General features: G+C 49.7%; 16 protein-coding genes. 7 read left to right on the top strand and 9 right to left on the bottom strand.

Annotation, left to right across the window (positions count from 1 at the left end):
* The first annotated feature begins 78 nt into the window (after positions 1-78).
* Positions 79-861 carry a sulfite exporter TauE/SafE family protein gene (locus tag CX664_RS15795; RefSeq protein ID WP_101747677.1) on the top strand — a complete coding sequence of 261 codons (783 nt, stop codon included), beginning with the start codon at positions 79-81 and terminating at the stop codon, positions 859-861.
* A gap of 59 nt (positions 862-920) precedes the next feature.
* Here CX664_RS15795 and CX664_RS15790 read toward each other — a convergent pair whose 3' ends face one another.
* Complete coding sequence (locus tag CX664_RS15790) at positions 921-1,511, bottom strand: DUF84 family protein (protein ID WP_101747676.1); 591 nt, start codon at positions 1,509-1,511, stop codon at positions 921-923.
* 263 nt (positions 1,512-1,774) lie between these two features.
* Here CX664_RS15790 and CX664_RS15785 point away from each other — a divergent pair, with 263 nt between their 5' ends.
* The 3 genes from CX664_RS15785 to CX664_RS15775 all read left to right on the top strand — a co-directional run bounded on the left by CX664_RS15785 (position 1,775) and on the right by CX664_RS15775 (position 6,157).
* On the top strand, positions 1,775-4,321 hold the full coding sequence (locus tag CX664_RS15785; protein WP_101747675.1) for an inositol phosphate phosphatase SopB: 2,547 nt from the start codon (positions 1,775-1,777) through the stop codon (positions 4,319-4,321).
* Between the two features lie 118 nt (positions 4,322-4,439).
* On the top strand, positions 4,440-5,327 hold the full coding sequence (lgt, locus tag CX664_RS15780; protein WP_101747674.1) for a prolipoprotein diacylglyceryl transferase: 888 nt from the start codon (positions 4,440-4,442) through the stop codon (positions 5,325-5,327).
* Positions 5,324-6,157: a thymidylate synthase gene (locus CX664_RS15775; RefSeq protein WP_101747673.1), complete on the top strand. Its 834-nt coding sequence runs from the start codon at positions 5,324-5,326 to the stop codon at positions 6,155-6,157. Before lgt ends, CX664_RS15775 begins: the two co-directional genes overlap by 4 nt.
* Positions 6,158-6,462: 305 nt before the next feature.
* On the opposite strand, the gene CX664_RS15770 is transcribed toward CX664_RS15775, so the two are convergent.
* The gene (locus CX664_RS15770) at positions 6,463-7,854 is read right to left on the bottom strand and encodes a protein-tyrosine phosphatase family protein (protein ID WP_101747672.1); all 1,392 of its coding nucleotides are present in this window, start codon (positions 7,852-7,854) and stop codon (positions 6,463-6,465) included.
* A 130-nt stretch (positions 7,855-7,984) separates the two neighbouring features.
* Here CX664_RS15770 and CX664_RS15765 point away from each other — a divergent pair, with 130 nt between their 5' ends.
* Positions 7,985-9,079 carry a hypothetical protein gene (locus tag CX664_RS15765; protein ID WP_146000050.1) on the top strand — a complete coding sequence of 365 codons (1,095 nt, stop codon included), beginning with the start codon at positions 7,985-7,987 and terminating at the stop codon, positions 9,077-9,079.
* Between the two features lie 8 nt (positions 9,080-9,087).
* Here the strand turns inward: CX664_RS15765 and CX664_RS15760 are convergent, their stop codons facing one another.
* The 3 genes from CX664_RS15760 to CX664_RS26470 form a co-directional block, all read right to left on the bottom strand.
* Positions 9,088-10,143, bottom strand: a complete 1,056-nt coding sequence (locus CX664_RS15760) for a succinylglutamate desuccinylase/aspartoacylase family protein (protein ID WP_101747670.1) — start codon at positions 10,141-10,143, stop codon at positions 9,088-9,090.
* A gap of 108 nt (positions 10,144-10,251) precedes the next feature.
* Positions 10,252-11,154, bottom strand: coding sequence for a 30S ribosomal protein S6--L-glutamate ligase (gene rimK / locus CX664_RS15755; RefSeq protein WP_101747669.1), 903 nt, complete (start codon positions 11,152-11,154; stop codon positions 10,252-10,254).
* A 356-nt stretch (positions 11,155-11,510) separates the two neighbouring features.
* Positions 11,511-11,687 carry a hypothetical protein gene (locus CX664_RS26470; protein WP_163370053.1) on the bottom strand — a complete coding sequence of 59 codons (177 nt, stop codon included), beginning with the start codon at positions 11,685-11,687 and terminating at the stop codon, positions 11,511-11,513.
* A gap of 457 nt (positions 11,688-12,144) precedes the next feature.
* Between CX664_RS26470 and yccS the strand changes: the two genes are divergently transcribed.
* Complete coding sequence (gene yccS / locus CX664_RS15745; RefSeq protein ID WP_101747667.1) at positions 12,145-14,295, top strand: YccS family putative transporter; 2,151 nt, start codon at positions 12,145-12,147, stop codon at positions 14,293-14,295.
* 62 nt (positions 14,296-14,357) lie between these two features.
* Here the strand turns inward: yccS and CX664_RS15740 are convergent, their stop codons facing one another.
* Complete coding sequence (locus tag CX664_RS15740) at positions 14,358-16,040, bottom strand: hypothetical protein (protein ID WP_146000049.1); 1,683 nt, start codon at positions 16,038-16,040, stop codon at positions 14,358-14,360.
* A 137-nt stretch (positions 16,041-16,177) separates the two neighbouring features.
* Positions 16,178-17,323, bottom strand: a complete 1,146-nt coding sequence (locus CX664_RS15735; RefSeq protein WP_101747665.1) for a M20 family metallopeptidase — start codon at positions 17,321-17,323, stop codon at positions 16,178-16,180.
* Positions 17,324-17,527: 204 nt separating this feature from the next.
* Between CX664_RS15735 and CX664_RS15730 the strand changes: the two genes are divergently transcribed.
* Positions 17,528-18,292: an alpha/beta fold hydrolase gene (locus CX664_RS15730; RefSeq protein ID WP_101747664.1), complete on the top strand. Its 765-nt coding sequence runs from the start codon at positions 17,528-17,530 to the stop codon at positions 18,290-18,292.
* Positions 18,293-18,380: 88 nt separating this feature from the next.
* Here the strand turns inward: CX664_RS15730 and maiA are convergent, their stop codons facing one another.
* Both maiA and fahA read right to left on the bottom strand, forming a co-directional pair.
* Positions 18,381-19,007 carry a maleylacetoacetate isomerase gene (gene maiA, locus CX664_RS15725; RefSeq protein WP_101747663.1) on the bottom strand — a complete coding sequence of 209 codons (627 nt, stop codon included), beginning with the start codon at positions 19,005-19,007 and terminating at the stop codon, positions 18,381-18,383.
* Between the two features lie 5 nt (positions 19,008-19,012).
* The gene (gene fahA, locus CX664_RS15720) at positions 19,013-20,368 is read right to left on the bottom strand and encodes a fumarylacetoacetase (RefSeq protein ID WP_101747662.1); all 1,356 of its coding nucleotides are present in this window, start codon (positions 20,366-20,368) and stop codon (positions 19,013-19,015) included.
* Positions 20,369-20,600: the final 232 nt, after the last annotated feature.

Genomic DNA, 20,600 nt, shown 5'->3' with positions numbered 1-20,600 from the left:
GCTCCCTGAAAATAGACTCACCTGATAATAGATTATCGTCGTATAATTGTTAATCTGTTTTTTTTGTAAGGGATAGCAATGCTCTATCTACTCTACCTTGTCCTGGGGGCTTGTGCCGGACTAATGGCCGGTTTATTTGGTATTGGTGGGGGGCTGATTATTGTTCCTGTACTGATCTTCAGCTTCACCGTCCAGGGTATGTCCCCTGAGGTTTTGACCCATATGGCGGTAGGCACATCCCTGGCTACCATGGTGGTCACATCGGTAAGCTCCATTAAAGCGCACCAGTATGCCGGAGCTGTTCGATGGCGGATATTTGCCACGTTAAGTGTCGGTATTCTTGCCGGTGCTTTTCTCGGGGTGTATACCGCCGTGAATCTGAGTGGACACCTGTTACAGAAGCTTCTTGGCGTATTTGCGATCCTGGTTTCAGCAAAAATGTGGTTCGGGTTTAAGGTTTATGAAGGTGTCAGAGTGCCGGGGAAATCAATGCTGGTGAGTGCCGGTGTTGTCATTGGGGCTGTCTCCAGTATGTTTGGTATTGGTGGTGGGACTCTGTCTGTGCCGTTTTTGCGCAAAATCAGCCTGACAATGCAGCAGGCGGTGGGTACTTCGGCGGCCTGCGGCTTACCTATTGCTGTGATGGGAGCCTTATCCAACATGGCACTGGGTGAGAAGAGTTCAGGCCTGCCTGCTCTGGCTACCGGGTATGTTTATTGGCCTGCTTTCCTGGGTATTGTGTTGACCAGTGTTCTATTTGCGCGAATTGGTGCCCGTATTGCTCATGGACTGGCGACAGATAAGTTACAGAAGCTGTTTGCCCTGTTTCTGTTTATTGTTGGAATACAGTTTTTGGTCTAAAACCGGCTGATCCTTTCACTATCCAGTTGTAATGCTGAATATGGCGTAGCATTTCACACTTAATTTATCCGTTTTTCCCGCTCTAAGATATTTACCATCTTAACCAGTGTTTCTTCCAGATATTGCTGACGGGGTTTAAAAGGCGGCAAGCTTGAGTGGGGGTCATCATGCTGAACCGTACTGTCTATTTCGGCCATAACCTGGCCTACCGTTGTATGTTCAAATCCCCTTTGTCTGGCGATAGTCACACACTCAGCAGGCAATAGTACTGGTGATGTTTCCTTGATGTATTGCATGCCCCCGGATGTCTCGATAATAACGACGGCTTTATCTAACCATACTTTCTGACCGTTGACCTGCTCATGGAAAATACCATTTTCAATGGCTACCAACAAAAAATCAGCGTCATGAGCTGTTGCCTGGTATTTTGCTTTCGCGTCTTTTATTCTGTTGCCAGCTCCCGTAAGGGTTTCGTTTTCAACGGGCTGGCTATTTATTCCGGAACGTGCTTTGGTTGCAATCAGATTAACCTGGTAGCGAGCAAAAGCTTTCTCTACGGCACTAATTTTCATTTTTGACTCAGAGCCCACAACAATATCAATTGCAGGAATATCAATTGCAGGTTTGCTGCCAGGGACGGAAAGATTCATAGCAATGGCTCAGCTTTTTTTAGAAGATGTTGAGCAATTATAGTGAGCTTTTCGGATTGTGCTTCTGCTAATTTTCAATTTGTGACTGAGCGAAAACTCCAAACACGTGAAAACTTAATTGCTGTTTTTTGAAGTCAGCGGATCAGGCCCGCAAAGCTGATAGGAAACAGGTTTAGCGGGTGTTAAAAATGGCGATATATCAGACATTCAGTATTGAGATTGAATTTTTGAACTTTGCGGTTTTTAGCTAAAAGGATTTACCCATGGCCCCTCCCATTGAACCCAACAAGCCTGGCTCCAATAGCTTTACCCACGATTTTCCTACACCAGAAAGTAAAATAGCGAAAAAAAAATTCCAGAAAGATGTAGCACCTGTCAGGCTGAAAGAGCCCGGCATACAGGCAGATGATGGGCAGCAGGGAACAAAAGCGATCACCAGCTTTGAAACAATAAAGTCAGTTAATGCAAGCTCCCTTGTGGATGAAAAAAACAGCCCTGTGCCAGAGCAGGAATTGGAAGAGCTACTCTCAACGGATGGAGAGCTTGCGAAAATTCATCGGGAAAATTCAGAGAATTACTATATCAGTGAGTCTGGTAGAGCGCTGAAATCGTTAATGGAGTCCATAAATAATGGTGATTTGAACAATGATCTCTCCGACAAAAAAGCTTTCAATAGCTATAAAAATTTGGTCACACAACTGAATTTGCCAAAAGATTTAACAATCACCCTGGCAATGCCATCAGGTGACATATTCTGTTTAATTCCTGTCAACAGCCGACTAAAAATTATAGATAACCTGCAACCACTGATTAGCACAGCGATCCAGCTTACTGAAGACATAAAAGATTCAAGAACCAGCCAGCAGAGAGCACTACCCCCACCCTCCAGAAAAAAAGAAATTCTGGAAAATATCAATCAGCTACTCCCCAGGGTCAATAACCCTGAACCGTTTATATCGAGACTTAACGAAATAAAAAAACCACCAATATGCATTACGACCGTTAGCTGCAAACCATCTCCTACTGATGTGCAAAGCCGATCCACACAGCTTGCCATCACAACCATAAATACCCCGGAGAAAATAGAAAAGCTGGCTGACCAGCTAACGGCACACCGGGAAAAAGTGCAATCGTTCATCCACTGGGCGCAACGCTCATTGTTGGAAAATGGTCCGGATATGAGGTGGATAGCGCCACACTGGCCCGACATTGAGGGCGGCCCACTGCAACAGGCAAGGCAGCTGGTTGGCAGTGGCAGCGAACATCTCAGCGCAAGACTGATAGCAATGACTGGCGCTATTGAAGATGATATAGCGGGCTTGAAAAGATATATACGGGATGCCGGCAAATACGATTTCAGAGGCGGCGAGCAATATCTTACACAGGTGAATATCTATGCCGAAGTGGTCAGGCGGTTATCCAACACTCAGTCTGCAAAGAAAAATGCTGACGGGGAAATCGCTGCAATTATTGATAGTAAAAGGGCAATCGCACAGACCAGTACCGGCACGACGGCCCAGTGCGTTCCTGACGCCATTCAGGAACTCACCGGACTGCACAAGCAGCTAAAGAAACGATTTAATGCCGATCTATTTGAACAGGAACTTATGAAGGTTCTGGCAGAGGATAGCGAGTCGTTCAGCAGTCGTCTTCATATTTATCAGCATGATCGATGGCACCAGGTCACTCTTGAATACACACCGGCAGCGTCCATGCGTTTCCACGATGACCGTGCTGACACTGCTGATGCTGAACGTGAAAACAGAGACCCTTTCGCAAATGGCTATCATGACAAATTGGCTCTTTCAATGGAGCGGAACTCGCCTCATGCAATAAATATGCTGGCCTACACCATGCAAGTTGATGGTCAGGAGACGGCCAGGCATATCCGGGTCGGCTGCCCTTATGCCTACAAGGAAAAAGGAGAGAATGTTGATCGCATAACCGACCAGCGCCTCGATGAAATCTTTACCGCCCTTCTGCTTCACAACCACAAACCGGCGTTACAAAATGCCATGAAAAAACCCGATCACCGCCCCATTCAGCTGGATTGCCTGTACCTGAATTTGCTGAGCCCGGATCATATCCGTGATAGCCGTATTGCCAGAGCTGCAGGCCTTGAAAATGAGAAAGAATGGACTGAAAAGCTGCACGAAAAGTTAATGGAAATGTCCAATAAAGAGCGCACGCTGACCATTCATTACGCTGATGGCAGGTCCGCTGCCGTGAAAATCAGGCCACGGCCTGTCATGCTGGTTGCACCCTGCAATAAACTGGCCCTGGCAGACAGGCAGAAATCATTGTCTGGCAAAATCCTGATGGCTAATGCCAACACCTGGAAAACGGTGATGGAGGTCAATGGCGCTGCACTGCAGCAATTAGTCGGTTCAAACCATCAGTACGGCGGCTTACTGGGAGAAAAGCTGCCAGCACTATCCGCCAGCAACCAATACAGGGCAAAGGAACTGGCTGATGATTTATGGGCGCTGTACAACACCCCTGGCGGTCTGCAACAGGTTGCCGAACAAGCAGGTCCCTTTTATTTCTCCGGAAAATTAAGAGAGCTATCCGCCATTATGGGAATGGACCTTTTCACCGGTTGCAAAAGCAATAAAGATCGAACCGGGCTCTCTGAGGCAGTTCAACAGTCGATGTCAACCTGCGGTACTCCCGGCCTTACGGAGCAGTTTATGGTCTACGGTGGTCATATAATGATTCAGATGAAAAATACCGGCCTGCCCGGCTATAAACTGGATGGCACCCAGGCCAAACAGCTGGACGACAGTATATTTTCAAAGCTAACCCGTTAAGACAGGTTTATGGGCGACGACATCAACGACTTTCCTTTTAATTCAACTGTTTCCGACTGGCTCAGAAGCCAGTTACCTTGGTACACTTGAACTGTATTTTACTGATCGGAAATGGTTTGTGATTGCGTATCCTGAGATAGATCCCGTGGCGTTCAGTCTTGGCCCTTTGAGTGTGCACTGGTATGGCCTGATGTACCTTGCAGGCTTTGCACTGGCACTCTGGCTGGGTGGTATTCGTGCCCGAAGATCCGGCGGCCTGTGGCGTCCGGAACAGGTCAGTGATCTGGTTTTCTATGGGGCTGTCGGGGTTATCCTGGGCGGTCGATTCGGGTATGTCATCTTCTATCACTTTGACTATTTTGACAGAGACCCACTCTGGCTGTTCAAAGTGTGGGATGGTGGCATGTCCTTTCACGGTGGTCTGCTTGGGGTGCTTGTGGCCATGTGGCTCTATGGCCGTTCTCAGGGTAAACGCTTTTTTCAGGTGACGGACTTTATTGCCCCACTGGTGCCTTTGGGGCTGGGCCTTGGTCGAATAGGAAACTTTATTGGTGGCGAGCTTTGGGGCAGAGCCTCCGAGGTGCCCTGGGCCATGGTGTTTCCCACCGATCCCGGGCAAATGGCAAGACACCCTTCCCAGCTTTATCAGTTCTTCCTGGAAGGGCTTGTGCTGTTTGGCATACTGTGGTGGTTTTCAGCAAAGCTCAGGCCTAGAATGGCCATTTCCGGACTGTTCCTGCTGATCTATGGGCTGGCAAGGTTTGCCGTTGAGTTTGTCCGGGAGCCGGATGCCCAGCTTGGTTTTATCGCCTTCGACTGGCTGACCATGGGGCAGCTGTTGTCTTTGCCGATGGTCGTTATGGGTATAGTGTTTATGGTTTGGGGTTATCGTCACCATTCACTGGTGAATGGTATGAATAGTGATGACGCCACCTGGCTGGCAAAGACCAGGGCGAATAACAGCCCAGAGCTTAAGCAAAGAAATAGTGGATCGAAAAAACGATGAAAGAATATCTGGACCTCCTGCGCCATGTAAAAGACCATGGCACGTTCAAAGCGGATCGAACCGGCACGGGTACCTACAGTGTGTTTGGCTATCAGATGCGGTTTGATCTTTCCCGGGGCTTGCCACTGGTGACCACCAAAAAGTGTCATCTGAATTCAATCATTCATGAATTATTGTGGTTCCTCAAAGGGGATACCAATATCGGCTACCTGCTGGAAAACGGTGTCCGGATCTGGAATGAGTGGGCAACCGACGACGGTGATCTCGGCCCGGTTTATGGCAAACAGTGGCGCAGCTGGGAGGGGGCCAATGGTGAAGTGGTCGACCAGATTCAGTGGCTATTGAATGAGATCAAAACCAACCCGGATTCAAGGCGGATGGTGATCAGCGCCTGGAATCCATCGGTACTTCCGGATGTCGCCTACTCGCCAAAAGACAATGCCGCTATGGGGCGTCAGGCGCTACCACCGTGCCACTGCCTCTTTCAGTTTTATGTTTTGGATGGCAAGTTGTCCTGCCAGTTGTATCAACGCAGCGCTGACATCTTTCTGGGAGTGCCTTTTAATATTGCCTCCTACGCGTTGTTGACGATGATGATTGCCCAGGTCTGTGACCTGGAGCCCGGTGATTTTGTTCACACCTTTGGTGATGCTCACCTGTACGCAAATCATCTTGAACAGGCAGAAGAGCAGTTAAGCCGCACACCTTACCAGCGACCCCGGATGAAGCTAAACCCGGCCATTCGTGATCTGTTTGAGTTTTCCATTGATGACTTTGAGCTGGTGAATTATCAAGCCCATCCCCATATCAAAGCGGCTGTGTCCGTTTAACCGCCAGGAGGCTGACCGAGAATAGCGCCCGTCTAGGCGACCCCGTAGCGAGGATGGCAGAAAATTGAGAATAAAAAGTCGGAAATTTTTAGTGAATAGTGGTTCTATTTGCTAAAAATTTCCGACTTTTTAGACCAATTTGCTGCCACCGCACGACTGCATGGATGCAGGAGCTAGTGCAACGCAGGAGCAGTTGCCGCTTAGGGCAGTCTATTCTCGGTCAGGCTCCTGGCCTCTTGATGGTTTATCCGTGGGGCAACCTGCGGGTTAACTCGTCAGGCGTGAACCTGTCAAGGGTGAGTAGTTCACACCCCTGCCTCCAACATAGCCCGCAGTATGGCGTTTCGGTTCTCTTGTAATATGACCAGGTTCTGGTACTGGCGGGAGTTTTGCACAAACTTCAAAGATCTGCGCTGTCTGGCGGCAAGAATCTTACTGTCTATATCCAGTGGGCCCCCTTGTGGATTTTGCCCATAGTGGCGAATGATATCGCTGGCGACAATAAATGTACCGGTCCGGCCTACCCCCGCGTTACAGTTAACCACCATCGGATTATTTGCCCGTTCCAGCACTGCCGGGTGTCTTCTCAAGGTTTCGGCAATCATCGTGATGGCTGCCAGCCTCACCGGATTGTTGGCTGTTCCATCAACCCACCCCATTTCATTGATGCGAAAGTGCGGTTTGCCATTAATTTCCAGTTGGTCAATCCTCAGCTTCATATCTGGCAGATCCATTGAACCGACCAGGCTTACTGATACGGAAGGCAATGTCTCCGTTCCTGTTGTGGTGGTGATTTCCAGTGCAGGAATGGTTTTCGGCTGATCAATGTCGGTTGGTCCAATGCGGGTGTTATCACGGCTTTTGAGTTCATTCTCAGTGACCAGGGCAACGGAGATGGCCGTATCGTTCACTGCCAGCAGCTGCAGGAAACGGTTATGGGTTCTGTTGACGGCCCCCTGTGCCGCAATGAAACGACCGTAATGCATGTCGATGTAGTTGGCATGGTATGCCTGGCCAGGCATGGCGCAGTATGCCTGGTGACAGCTTATATTGCTGTGCTTGGAGAGGGCATAATTTCTAAAGTTAGCGGCACTGGCCCTGGTACAGGCCCCACCATTGAGATTTTGCTCAAAGGGAACATCTCTGGATCTTTTGCGCAGCTCCAGGAAACGTTTGGAGACCTCTGCGGAGCAGAACCGGGAGAAACTGGGAAACGTATGCGTAACCGATCCAAGGGCCTTCAGGATGCCCTGCAGAGTTTCGGCAATGGCAGGCAATTCTCTGCTGTTTCCGGTGATGACTGTCCGGATGGGCGGGGTAGCGGACTGGCGGTCATTACTCGCTGCAAGGCAATGCGAACCGGGCAGAAGTGATTCAGCCTGAGCCGGTGAGCCTGCTGTCGGTGTTGGCGAAAGTTGCGCAATGTTACGCTGAGTTGATGACGATGGGTTAAGGATTTGACAAAGTGCAGTTGCCAGGCAAATAAGCCCGGCAGTGGCAAAAACCGCGGTAGGTATAAAAGCACCGGACGCGATCGCAGCAGCGATAAAACCCGCGCCGACAAACGCAATGGTACAGGTACGGACTTTTCGCCAGGGCACTCGGGCGATTATTCCGGTGTTATTCCCGGGCTGTGCAACTGGATTATGGCGATAAACTCCGGTTGTTTCTGCAATTGTAGAGGCTGTTGGCATCATTCTATTGGTACTGAAAGTCAGGTACTCCGGAAGTCAACGGTGAAACTTTTTCATTATCGTATGGTCAGTAAACTTTATGACACTTTTTAAAGGTGAGTAGTCGGAAAAAGATAGTTGAGGGGGGTTTTTAATGGGACCAATTTCTTCACATTTCTCAATGTTTCATGAAGTCTGGGGTTGTGACGATGACGGAAATGTTTTTCGGGACCACCCGTCTTCTGATTTATTCTGGCGTCATGGTTCCGGGCATAAGACCTTTACCAGTGATGGTACCAGTAACCGTCTCATAGAACAGGCAACCGTTGACCACGTTGGCTGTTGCCTGGTCTCTTTTGATTCAGGAAAACGAAAAATTGCTGCGCTGAACTCTGGCACCCGACTGCTTTTCAGACATCAACTACCCCATGAATCATTCCTGAAGCCAGAGAAAATCAGGGAACTGTCCGACCGGGATATTATCGTGCTCCACGGTTTCTCTGAACTCCGCGATGCGCAAGCCTTTGAGCACCATCTGAGAGTGCGCTCTTATTACAACGAAGATGGCATTTGCATACTGGATAAATTTCCGAAATGGCCTTCGGCAGACCAGATGGCAAGTTATGGTTATGTATTCTCTGAGGTTCAGGCTCACGGGGGCAAATGGTGTGTTGATATGGATTCAATCTGGCAAAGTAAATTGTTTATCAACTTTGCGATAGAAATGATGAATAAAGATCATTCCAACCTGACGATGGAGGATATATACGCAGCATCCTGTCGCAATATGAAAGTAGATAAAGAGCAATACCTTGCGGAACTTGATGTCGCCCGCAGGCAGCCTGTGCTTAATCTGAACTACAGTAGCTTGCAGAAAAATGACTGGCTAACGCCGGTTTCGGCCTGGCGTTCAGTGGTACAAACTGAAGATTCCTTCCAGCCTGAACTGCAGCTGGTCATGCCTGCCAATTTTGATATTCTGCCCAGGTGTAGTCCGGCAGGTTTCGGTATTGCTGCCCGAACCTGGCCGACAGGTCCGGCCGTTGGTTATGGTTCATCCACTGCTAATCCTTATTGTCAGTTGCCAGCAACATCGCCTTTGCCACCAGTGAGGCAGCCAACAAAACCGCCAGCATATCCCTTTATTCAGGCAAGGGCTCTGCACGTGGCCAGAACTGGTGCTGATTCCTATTCTGCCACTCTGAGATATGCCGGGGCTGTGTTGATGCACCTGGTTTTGAGGCGGTAAATTACGGTTTAATCGTGATTTTCAGGTACCGGCAGCTGGGCAACACCCAGATCAAGCACTTCTTCAACCACTTCCTGGTCATACTCGGTATCTGCCAGAGCACTGCTGACTTTGGCAAGATGAACCAGTGCGTCGCCCTCATTGGCCAGTGGCAGCTGGCTGAGGCCAATAACAACGCCATCAAACGGCGCGGTGATGCTTTCACTGTCGCTGGCGTCAAACGGATTCACAATGGTCATCATGGTGTCCCCTTCTTTGACCAGGTGACCCTGTTTGATATGAAGTAACACCAATCCATCCCTTGAGCTTCTCAGCCACTGGCTCTGGTTGCACTCCCATGGCTGAATAGCCGGTGTTTTGGCGGGTTTCCCGGGCAGCATATTCAGATGACGCATAACACGCATAACGCCTTTAAAACCCAGCTTGATGGAAGCCTGTTCCAGTCGTAATGCTTCACCGGCTTCATAAACCAGTGCCGGAATGTTGTACTCATTGGCTGCATGGCGGAAAGAGCCATCTCTCAGGGATGAGTGGAGGATTACCGGCGCACCAAAGGCTCTGGCCAGACCAAGACATTGCTCGTTGGTCAGGTCGGTTCTCAGCTGTGGCAGGTTGGTTCTGTGAATGGCTCCGGTGTGGAGGTCCAGGGCGTAGTCAACGTGTGGAAAAATGCCCGTAGTAATCAGGTTGGCGAGCCTTCCGCCCAGAGACCCTTTGCTGGACCCCGGGAAGCAGCGGTTCAGGTCTCTGCGATCAGGCAGGTAACGAATTTGCTGGATGAATCCGAGCTGATTAACTACGGGAATGACAATCAGGGTGCCATGGATTTTCGCCAGATTTTTATAGCCGAGGAGTTGTCGGCAGATTTCCACGCCATTGAGTTCATCGCCATGAATGGCCGCCGTCACTAACAGGCATGGGCCTTTTTTGCGACCGTGAATAACCTCAATCCGAAGATCAATGGGCGTATCGGTGTAGAGTCTGACGACCGGGATATTAAGGTGCTGTCGTGTACCTGGCAAAATGGTATGGCCAAATAGCTCTAGGGGTTGTGCTCTTTCCATGGAAGACTCCAGCCCCGGTCATCAGGCCTGATAAGGAAGAGACCGGGATTGCAAAGCATCACTCGGGCGTTTTTTTAATCAGAGTGATGGTGGGTTGGTGAAGTGAATTTATCCGGTAATTCGTGTATTACTCGTGCGGCGATAGTTATTTTCAAGGTATTCGATAATGCAGTTGGCTACATCGTTGGCTGTTGCCCGCTCAATACCTTCCAGCCCCGGAGAGGAGTTGACTTCCATCACCAGGGGGCCGCGATTGGAGCGAAGAATGTCCACACCTGCCAGTCTCAGCCCCATGGCTTTTGCCGCCTTTACTGCGGTAGCCCGCTCGTCTTTGGTCAGCTTCACCAGGCTGGCACTGCCGCCCCGGTGAATGTTGGAGCGGAACTCGCCTTCAGGTGCCTGACGTTTCATCGCAGCGATGACTTTGTCGCCAATGACAAAACAGCGAATATCCGCACCGCCGGCCTCTTTGATGTATTCCTGAACCATAATATTGGCTTTCAGGCCCATAAATGCTTCCAGGACACTTTCTGCCGCTTTCCGGGTCTCGGCAAGGACTACGCCAATACCCTGGGTGCCTTCCAGCAATTTGATCACCAGGGGGGCACCGCCAACCATATCGATCAGGTCGGGGATATCGCCAGGGCCACTGGCAAAGCCGGTAACCGGCAAGCCCACGCCTTTACGCGACAGCAGTTGCATTGACCGTAACTTGTCACGGGAGCGGGCAATGGCCAGGGACTCATTCAGTGAGTAACAGTTCATCATTTCAAACTGGCGAATAACCGCAGTCCCGTAAAAGGTGTTGGAGGCACCAATACGTGGAATCACAGCATCATAATGAGGCAGCTCCACCCCTTTCATATGAATACTGGGGTGTTTGTCATTGATATTCATGTAGCAACTCAAAATATCAATAACATCGATGGTATGACCTCTGGCTTCTGCAGCCTCAATGATGCGGCGGGATGAGTATAACCGCTCGTTACGGGAAAGTAGCGCAATTCGCATTGGGTAATTCCTGATAAAAGGTCATTCTGCGCTCTGGCTGAAAACCTGGTTCATGACTGATTCAAATTAAAAGGCTGAGAAAAAGTATGGCTTACCAGAGCGCTTTTTACTGAATATACGCAGACCAGCAGATACGTAAAACGATGTTATAAAAGTAGTGCTCGTCTTTTGCCATGAACATGCCTTGTCACCATGCCATGGTTGGCGATGAGCCGGGTGTGCTGCTCATGGTCGCTTTTCCATCGTCACAAAAGAGGTCCGGGTTATCGCTTGTCAACAGCAATATAAATCAAAGCGGGCTGATCAACAGCAGCCCTTGGGTAGAGGAGGGATCCTGATCAATAACGGGGGTCAGTTTACCAGTGGTCAAAGACCAGGTGCTCGTCGCCGAGTAACTCCCGCAACCGTTTGCGTTCAAGGTGAAGCTCCGCTTTCGACCGTTTTTTCTCATAGTCGGCCTGGCGGGTGCGATAACGCTTTTTAGCTTTGGCCGCTTTTTTAAACTCTTCTTCGAAGTCTGGATACTCTTCCATCTCTGCCTGCTCTGAATGCCGGTCAAGACAAATAGCAAACAGCCGTTCCTCATCTGCAAACCATCGTTCACAGAGGCTGGTCTACAAGAGAGTGGAACTGGCGTTGCAGTGCTAATTTCTGGTAAAACCGGGGTTCAGTCAATAAAAAAAAACAGGGCCAGAATAAAACAGGATGAATTCCTGTTTTTTGTGATTTAGTTGTTTTTTATTTTGAATTTAAGGCGTTTTTTCTATAATTTATCTTTTTTGATGGCGTATTTATAGTGTTTTATGTTTTTTTATTGAGGGGGGAGTGATTTTTCCCGGTTTTTTGTTGAATGCTGCTGAGTGAAGCGCCATAAAACCCGTGCCAAAAAGTCGTTGCTCTGGGGTTACGGCCATCGTCACTTAGTCTCAACGCGTTTTTCGGGTATCCTCACAAACTTTAGATCAATCGTCCGGCAACCAGCTCACCATCATGTTCTTCCCTGATATCTTCCACTTTTTCCGCAATTACTGGGCAAACGACCGGATTAATTACAGTGTAAAAGTCTTTTTTGCCCTGACTGGCGTTACCTTGCCTGCCTGGTATCGGGGATCACCTGATGACATCACGCCCATGGTTCTGGGTGTGATTGCCGCTGCCCTGGCTGAAGTGGATGACAACCTTTGGGGAAGGATTAAAGCGCTGATCATGATGCTGGCCTGTTTTCTGCTGGCATCACTGTCCATTGAGCTGCTGTTTGATTATCCATTGCTTTTTGCGGTAGGGCTGTGCAGTTCGACGTTTGGATTTACCATGCTCGGTGCCATGGGGCCAAGGTACAGCAGTATGGCCTTTGCCTCGCTGTTGCTGGCGGTTTACACCATGCTGGGTGCGGGGGCAAGCCAGAGCCTGTGGGAGCAGCCGCAGCTGCTGCTCAGTGGTGCGCTCTGGTATGGTGTGCTGTCTCTGGTCTGGCATATTCTCTGGCCTGATCGCCCGGTACAGCAATCCCTGGCCAATATATTCAAAGAGCTGGCGGGTTATCTTGACAGTAAAAATCAGCTGTTTGATCCCGTCGCCAATATGAACCCTCAGCCTCTGCGTCTGGAGCTGGCCAGAAAAAATGTCAGTGTTGTCAATGCCCTGAACCAGGCCAAGACTTCTTTGCTCCAGAGAGTCCGCCGACAGGACAGCGTGAGCGCTCAGCCTTTCCTGCACATATACTTTCTTGCCCAGGATATCCATGAACGGGTGAGTTCCTCCCATTATCGTTATCAGGATCTGGCAGAGCACTTTTCCCGCAGCGATATTCTTTTTCGCTTTCAGAAAATGTTGCGAGTTCAGGCTAAGGCATGCCGGGCCATAGCCCGGTCTCTGACCGTGGGGCAAGAGTATTTGCATGATAACGAGAATGCAGCGGTTCTTGATGAGCTGCAGCAGTCGCTGAAATATCTGCAACAACAGGAAAACCCTCAGTGGCGACATCTGATGGTTCAGCTGGAATATCTGCTGACAAACCTGACGACAGTGGAATTACAAATATCATCTGTAGGACACCCGGACTCAGAAATATCCGCCGACGAGCGCATATTGGCTGATTCCAACCCCAGGGGAATCAAGGCTCACCTGCTGTGTATCTGGCATGAGTGTCGCCTGGACAGCCCTCTGTTCCGACATGGCCTTCGTCTGGCAACGTCGCTGACACTGGGTTACGGGCTGATTCTGGGGTTGCACCTGCAACCCGGTTACTGGGTTCTGCTGACTATCCTGTTTGTCTGTCAGCCCAGCTACAGTGCTACACGGCAGAAACTTGCCCAGAGGGTCGTTGGCACGCTTGCCGGGCTCCTGACCGGCATACCACTTTTGTACCTTTTTCCGGGGCAGGAAGGTCAGCTGGTTCTGATGGTGATCAGCGGAATTCTGTTTTTTGCATTTCGTACCGTACGCTATGATCTGGCAACAGCGTTTATTACCTTGCTGGTGTTGTTTTGTTTTAATCAGCAGGGATTGGGCTTTGCTGTGATTATGCCTCGCTTGGGGGATACCCTGCTGGGCTGCCTGCTGGCCGTCACTGCGGTTGTGTTTATTCTGCCGGACTGGGAATCCCGGCGGCTGAATCGGATTATGGCATTGACCATAGCCAGGCATAGAGAGTATCTGGCTCAGGTTATGGCGCAGTACCAGACGGGTAAACGGGATACATTGGCCTATCGTCTTTCGCGTCGTCATGCGCACAATATGGATGCCCGGCTCAATGCCGCCATTATGAATATGCTGACTGAACCGGCCCGCTATCAGCGGGCAAAGGATGAGAGCTTTCGCTTCCTGACCCTTTCCCATGCCATGCTGAGTTATATCTCCACTCTGGGGGCACACCGGATGCTGTTGGCTGGAGACTCTTTTCACGAAGGGCTGCTGGCACAATATCAGTTCATGGATAACCATCTGCGATTGTTGGAGAAACAGTTGATGGGGATCTCTGTGCAAAGTCGTGGACGTTTTTCTAAAGCGGAATTAACCGATGAGCGGCCTGAAACCCGTTTATTGCTGCAACAGTTACAGCTGATGTTTCAAATCATGCCGGAAATGCATCTTCTGGCTGTTGAGATTTACAGTAAATTAAATAAGACTGACAGCCAGTAACTCGGCTATCAGGACGAAGGTTTTTATAATCGTATTGTCGATTAATGACGGGGGTGAAGGATTTAATATAAGGTGAGAAGTCTGGTGCCATGATCATAATGGCATAAGCCTTCTTCTACCAACTGGGAGATACCTTGATGAGCTGCATTGGATGGAATATTTTCCAGACTGAAGAATTCCAGTTTGGTAGTCCAGTAGGCTTGCAGCGCAAAAAGGTTAAGTATGAGCTGATTTGTCGTTTTGTCATGCCATTTGGTGAATTTACAGCTTTCATTAACATCTTGCTTAATCCACTCAAGCATCGGGTTTTTCTGAGCCGCCAAAAGATTGGTTTTTCCCGTACCCTGGGTATGATGACTAGCTCCTGCTTCAGATGCAGATAACGGTTTGTTGTGATTTGCCAGATCCGATGGGGCAGATGCCCGGATGGATGATGATCGCCAGGGTGTTTCCTGAGTCGTTACTTTTAAGGCATTCAGGACCATAGGATGTCGTAAATTTAAAGAAAAAATATTCCGGTTGTCATCGTAGGTCCAGTAGTTCTGTACTGCAAAAAACCGGGCAACGAAATCAAAGTCAGTTCGTTCACGATACCCGGATGGATTGGTTGATAGCCATTTGGTTGTCAATTTATTCTTGTCGATAATAAGCTCACCCGCTGCTTTGTCATACCATGTTGCAAAGCTTTGCTGTCCATCAGCATTTGAAAAAATAAAAGACAGGCAACCTTCGCAGCTTCTTGTTGGTGCTTGGTAAGTTTGCTTTGAAGTGGATAATGCAGTGGATTGATTTTTCTTTATTGACGAAGTGGTGTCAGCTGAGTAGTGTTCATACTTAAGTTTGAAAATGATTTCATGTGAATCGGTAAGCCTTTCACACTCAATATCATTTTTTTTGATCTCTTTTATTAGGGCATCTTGTAATGTTTCGCCATTAACTACGTTAAATTGCTGCTGAAGTAAACGCCATGCTTTCTTCACTTGCTCAGTATCTAATACTTTAAATAAACCCTGGTCTTTATTAATCCATTGAACAGATAGGCCAATATCCGCCTGTCTTGCCAAAAAAGTACAGGCATACAACTGTGGTGATCTTGCTGTTTCATGTTGAGTCTGTGTGGTTATGTTCAGTCCTGTGCCCGTAGAGCGTGTAGATAAGCCCCGTTCTGACCCTGTACGTCGCTCAGGCATATTGTAGGGCGCATGACGCAATGCTCTGGTAGTAGCCATTTTGGTAACCAGGTCGCCCCTGTACGACGAGAGTTTGTAGTGCTGACCAGGCAGGGTGTCTATATCTTCTGAGTGGCATAAAGCATTACGTAATTCACTGGGATTCAGGACGCCTTTTAGACGTTGATCTTGCTTCCATTGGGCTTCTGTCAGGTACCAGTCATTTATTTTAAGAATACCTTGTTCCTTGTTAAGCCATGTGACGGGGGACTCATTTGCCCTGCTCTCTAAAAAAGCATGAAGGCAGGATGGCTTATTACGGGGTAAATGACTTTCTGTCTGGCTTCTAAGCGCCATCTGTCTTTGTAAAACCGGAGTAGATGCACTGGATACCGCAACCTTATACACCGGGTGGTATAACGGTAATTGAGTATGATCTACCAGCCAATGGTTATATACCCTCGGTGCATGAGTGGCATTAGGTTCTAATTGTGGCTGCTCACCCAGATAGAGAAGATGGTTATGGCCAGGGGGAGTAGTATATGTGTTTTGAGAACTGGTATTTTTAGGGTCCATTACAATAAAACAAAACTTAACGAGGTTGAATTTCTAGACCGGAAATATGCCCGTTAGTTCCTCTTGTTTTTACTTTTTGTTTTTACTTCTGTGGGCTCACCGGTGATTGATGAGCCCTGATTTATTAGCTTTTGATGTTATCGGCCAATGGTTTCCGCCAGGTTGATCAGCACATTGCGCAGCAGTGTCAGACGGGGCTCAATGGAGTCAAGTACCAGAAACTCATCACGGCTGTGCATGGCACCGCCAATCGGGCCCAGACCATCAATCGTGGGCACGCCCAGTGAGCCGGTCAGGTTGGCATCGGAACCGCCACCCACTGCCTGCCAGGTAATGTTCAGTCCCATATCCTGACCGGTTTTTTCAATCAGGGCCATCAGCTTTTCACTGCCTTCATTCGGGGTAAAGGCCGGCTTGTGGGCTTCGCAGGTCAGCTCGATGTCAATCCCCGGCAGTGACGGGTTTTCCAGCATGTGCTGGATCTTACTTTCCAGGCGGGCGTAGTCATCGTTATCCCAGAAACGGATATCCAGGACCGTGGACGCATAGTCAGGTACCACGTTACCGGCGGAACCGCCCTTAACAACACCGAAGTTCAGTGTGGTGCCAGTTGCAAAGTTGGTTTCCTGGTTCAGGGTGGTGATCCAGTGCGCCAGCTCTGTAATGGCTGAAATACCTTTCTCGGGCTCATTACCCGCGTGCGCTGCTTTGCCCTTGAACTCCACCTGGTAAGAGGCCATGCCTTTGCGGGCTTTAACCAGTGAGCCATCAGCACGGGCAGCTTCAGCCACCAGTACATAACGGCTCTTGCTGGCAATGCTCTTGAGCCAGTCGCCAGAGTAGATGGAGCCGATTTCTTCATCCGGATTCATACAGACACAGATGCTCAGACGATCAGCGACGTCTTCTGGCAGCTGGCTGATGGCCTTGAACATATTGAGCTGGCCGGATTTCATATCAGCCACACCCGGACCGTAGGCTTTTTCACCATCATGGGTCAGAGACCATTCGGCCACTGTATCTTCCGGGAAAACGGTATCCAGGTGCCCGATCAGCATGATGTCGTACTCTTCGGCATCCGGCTTATTGGTCGCCAGCAGGCCGGGGCCTACTTTTTCATTAAAGGTATGACGGGTAACCTGCCAGCCGATGCCCTGGTATTTTTCGGTCATGATATCAGCAACCTTGCTGACACCGGCGGGGGTCCAGGTACCACAATCGACGTTAATCAGGGGCTTCAGTTCTTCCAGATATTGATCCAGGTTGAAGTGTTGATCACTCATGATGGCTTTATATTTCCTGCTTGGAGGTTAGGTTGCTTACCGGGACAGCGGTGATGATCATCATAAATAAGCCGCTGGCTTTTCTGGCAAAGCTGAATTTATGATCTTTGTACCAAATGCAGAGGCGGTTGTACTGACGTTTAGGTAGAATTCCTGATCAGTATTTACCGTTTGTCAGCGGGCTTTAAGAGAAGCAGTGAAAATATGAAATTGTACGCAAGGCAGCAGGGGCAGGGGGCTGATGTGATCAGTTTGCATGGTCTGTTTGGCTCTGGGGAAAACCTGGGGATGATCAACCGTGGTCTTGCTGAATCATTTCGTGTTCATGGGCTGGATCTGCGCAATCATGGGCGCTCACCCCATGATGAGGCTATGAATTATTCGGTCATGGCTGAAGATGTTCTGGCCTATATGGATGATAACCAGCTTGAGAAAGTGCATTTGGTTGGCCATTCCATGGGCGGTAAGGTAGCGATGACCATTGCCCTGATGGCACCGGAGCGCGTCACCAGGCTGGCTGTGATCGATATTGCGCCGGTTACTTATCAGGAAAGGCGACACGACAGTATTCTTGAAGGGTTGTCGTCCATGCCTTTGCATACGCTGAACAGCCGTACTGAAGCGGACCGTTTTCTGGAAGCTTATGAACCAGAACAAGGTGTGCGTCAGTTTCTGCTGAAAAACCTCTACCGTGATGGGCAGGGGCTCTATTGCTGGCGGGTGAATCTGCCTGTGATTATGGCGCATTATATGGAAATTCTTGCCGGACAGCAGTCTGATACGGGGATTGCCAATAAAACCCTGTTTATCAAGGGCGGCGAGTCTGACTATATTTTGCCGGAACACCGTGAGCAGGTGCTGGCACTCTTTCCATCAGCATCCATGCGGGTGATACCGGGAGCGGGTCACTGGGTTCATGCCCAGAAACCAGAGTTGGTGACGCGGACACTGTTACGCTTTTTCGGATGAATATTTTTACAGACGCTGCCCGCCTCCCGCTACCCGAAAAGCGGAACCACCTGAGCTTTTGCGGGCAGCGGGTGGCGACAATAATCCCTCACACAGCGTCCGGCTGGTTTTCCGGTGCCGCATCAATAAAGGCAGGCTGCGTATTGCAGTGCTGGTAGATTTTATGGATTTTTGGGAAGTCTGACATATTCATCTTAAAGCGCAGGGCATTAAACACTTGTGGTACAAGGCAGATGTCGGCTATGGAGGGCTGTGCCGAGCAACAGAAGGGCTGGTCATCCAGCTGTGCTTCCAGTGCGGTAAAACCTGTGTGAATCCAGTGCTTGTACCACTGTGTTTTGGCATCGTCACTTACCGCCAGTTCCTGTTGCAGGTATTTCAGTATTCTGAGGTTATTGATCGGGTGAATGTCACAGCTGATCTGGTAAGCCAGGCTACGTAGCTGGGCTTTTTTCCAGGGATCTCCGGGGATAATAGAGGGTTCCGGGAATGACTCTTCCAGCCACTCAATAATGGCCAGAGACTGGGTGAGCATTCCTTTATCGGTGGTGAATGTGGGTACCAGTCCCAGGGGGTTGATATGTTTATACTCCTCCGAGTTCTGCTCGCCTTTCAGTAGATTGATGGCCGATTGTTGATAATCAAGCGCTTTCAGGTTCAGGGCAATTCTTACCCGATAGGCAGCCGAGGAGCGGAAGTAGCTGTAGAGTTTCATGGTGTTTATTCTCCAGTCCCGGCAGGCAGAACCACTTGAGCCGGTAAAATTGTCGCCTGCACTTCACCGAAGCCGATACGGGCATGTCCTGCTTTTTCACACCAGCCGTTGAAAATAACGGTGTCGCCATCTTCGAGGAATGTTCTGGTTTCACCGTTGGGCAGAGGCAGAGGTTGTTTACCACCATGGGACAGCTCCAGCAGGGAACCCGCTTCTTCCGGGTTTGGGCCTGACTGAGTGCCACTGCCAAACAGATCACCGGGCCGGAGGTTGCAGCCATTTACGGTATGGTGTGCCACCATCTGGTTGATGGTCCAGTAGGAATGACGGAAGCTGGATTGGGACAGTTTCGCAGGTGAATCTCCTGCCAGCTCCATCTGTCTGCTCAGCAGATGCGCAGAGAGCTGAATATCAATGGAGCCCTGCTGGCGGTTTTTCCGGGAGTCAAGGTAAGGCAGTGGCTGGGGATCACTGGCGGGGCGTTCAAAGCTGGTCAGGTAAGGCACCAGCGCTTCCAGGGTGACAATCCAGGGGGACACGGTGGAAGCAAAACTCTTGGATAAAAATGGCCCCAGTGGCTGGTATTCCCAGGCCTGAATATCCCGGGCGGACCAGTCATTAAACAGACAGAGACCAAATACGTGTTGATCAGCCTGATCCAGCGTGATCGGTTCTCCCGGAGCATTGCCGGGGCCAATGAAGATCCCCATTTCCAGTTCATAATCCAGCCGTTTACAGGGACCAAAAGAGGGAGTGTCAGCATCCGGCGCTTTGGTCTGGCCGCAGGGGCGATGAAAATTCTGGCCTGATACATCAATAGAGGATGCACGGCCATGGTAGCCAATGGGCACCCATTTGTAGTTGGGCAGCAATGGGTTATCGGGTCTGAACAGTGAACCTACGCTGGTGGCGTGGTGGATGGAGGTATAAAAGTCGGTGTAATCACCAATCTGGCAGGGCAGGCGATATTCCACATCGTCCATGGCAACCAGACAGCCCGACAGTTCCGCTTCTGCCGGGGCTCCGGCGCGCAGGGCTTTGGATAACGCCGATCTCAGGGATGACCAGTGCTCAAGGCCAAGCCCCATAAATCGGTTGAGGGTTTCATCACCGCACGTTTCCAGGGCCTCACTGGACAGTCCTGAAGCACCTTTCTGTGAAAATACTGCGGTGTGGGAAACGGCGGCAAGATCCAGAACCTGGTTGCCAATGGCGACACCTGTCCGGAAAGATTCACCACTGCCTTTACGTCGGAAGATGGCAAAGGGCAGGTTTTGAATGGGGAAATCACTGTTTTTGTTATTGGCTGATGTAACCCAGCTGGTCAGGTTGACATCGTGTGTTTCATTGAGTGTTAGCATGATGAGCTTTCAGTCTCCGGCGTATGTGAGAAAAACGGCAAGTTTTTTATTCTTAAGTAGCTGGCCATATGGGATCGAATATTTCTGGCTACTTGGGCTGGTACTATGCGAGGCACAACGGAGGGAGCATAGCCGTAGCTATGTGACCGGAGTTGTAACGAAGCAGAGTGCCAGCACAAGGAGTCAGAAATATATGATTTCATATGGTTAGCTACTTATCGGCTAAAGTGCT

The sequence above is a fragment of the Endozoicomonas acroporae genome, assembly GCF_002864045.1.
GTDB lineage: Bacteria > Pseudomonadota > Gammaproteobacteria > Pseudomonadales > Endozoicomonadaceae > Endozoicomonas > Endozoicomonas acroporae.
This window is presented reverse-complemented; position numbering and strand designations above follow the sequence as displayed.

What these genes read in the sequence shown, in the direction of transcription:
- CX664_RS15730 (WP_101747664.1), top strand. Translation starts at nt 17,528, where the DNA reads ATGAAATTGTACGCAAGGCAGCAGGGGCAGGGGGCTGATGTGATCAGT.
- CX664_RS15775 (WP_101747673.1), top strand. Translation starts at nt 5,324, where the DNA reads ATGAAAGAATATCTGGACCTCCTGCGCCATGTAAAAGACCATGGCACG.
- CX664_RS15735 (WP_101747665.1), bottom strand. Translation starts at nt 17,323, where the DNA reads ATGAGTGATCAACACTTCAACCTGGATCAATATCTGGAAGAACTGAAG.
- CX664_RS15740 (WP_146000049.1), bottom strand. Translation starts at nt 16,040, where the DNA reads ATGGACCCTAAAAATACCAGTTCTCAAAACACATATACTACTCCCCCT.
- maiA (WP_101747663.1), bottom strand. Translation starts at nt 19,007, where the DNA reads ATGAAACTCTACAGCTACTTCCGCTCCTCGGCTGCCTATCGGGTAAGA.
- CX664_RS15770 (WP_101747672.1), bottom strand. Translation starts at nt 7,854, where the DNA reads ATGATGCCAACAGCCTCTACAATTGCAGAAACAACCGGAGTTTATCGC.
- CX664_RS15785 (WP_101747675.1), top strand. Translation starts at nt 1,775, where the DNA reads ATGGCCCCTCCCATTGAACCCAACAAGCCTGGCTCCAATAGCTTTACC.
- CX664_RS26470 (WP_163370053.1), bottom strand. Translation starts at nt 11,687, where the DNA reads ATGGAAGAGTATCCAGACTTCGAAGAAGAGTTTAAAAAAGCGGCCAAA.
- yccS (WP_101747667.1), top strand. Translation starts at nt 12,145, where the DNA reads ATGTTCTTCCCTGATATCTTCCACTTTTTCCGCAATTACTGGGCAAAC.
- CX664_RS15795 (WP_101747677.1), top strand. Translation starts at nt 79, where the DNA reads ATGCTCTATCTACTCTACCTTGTCCTGGGGGCTTGTGCCGGACTAATG.
- rimK (WP_101747669.1), bottom strand. Translation starts at nt 11,154, where the DNA reads ATGCGAATTGCGCTACTTTCCCGTAACGAGCGGTTATACTCATCCCGC.
- CX664_RS15760 (WP_101747670.1), bottom strand. Translation starts at nt 10,143, where the DNA reads ATGGAAAGAGCACAACCCCTAGAGCTATTTGGCCATACCATTTTGCCA.
- fahA (WP_101747662.1), bottom strand. Translation starts at nt 20,368, where the DNA reads ATGCTAACACTCAATGAAACACACGATGTCAACCTGACCAGCTGGGTT.
- CX664_RS15790 (WP_101747676.1), bottom strand. Translation starts at nt 1,511, where the DNA reads ATGAATCTTTCCGTCCCTGGCAGCAAACCTGCAATTGATATTCCTGCA.
- CX664_RS15765 (WP_146000050.1), top strand. Translation starts at nt 7,985, where the DNA reads ATGGGACCAATTTCTTCACATTTCTCAATGTTTCATGAAGTCTGGGGT.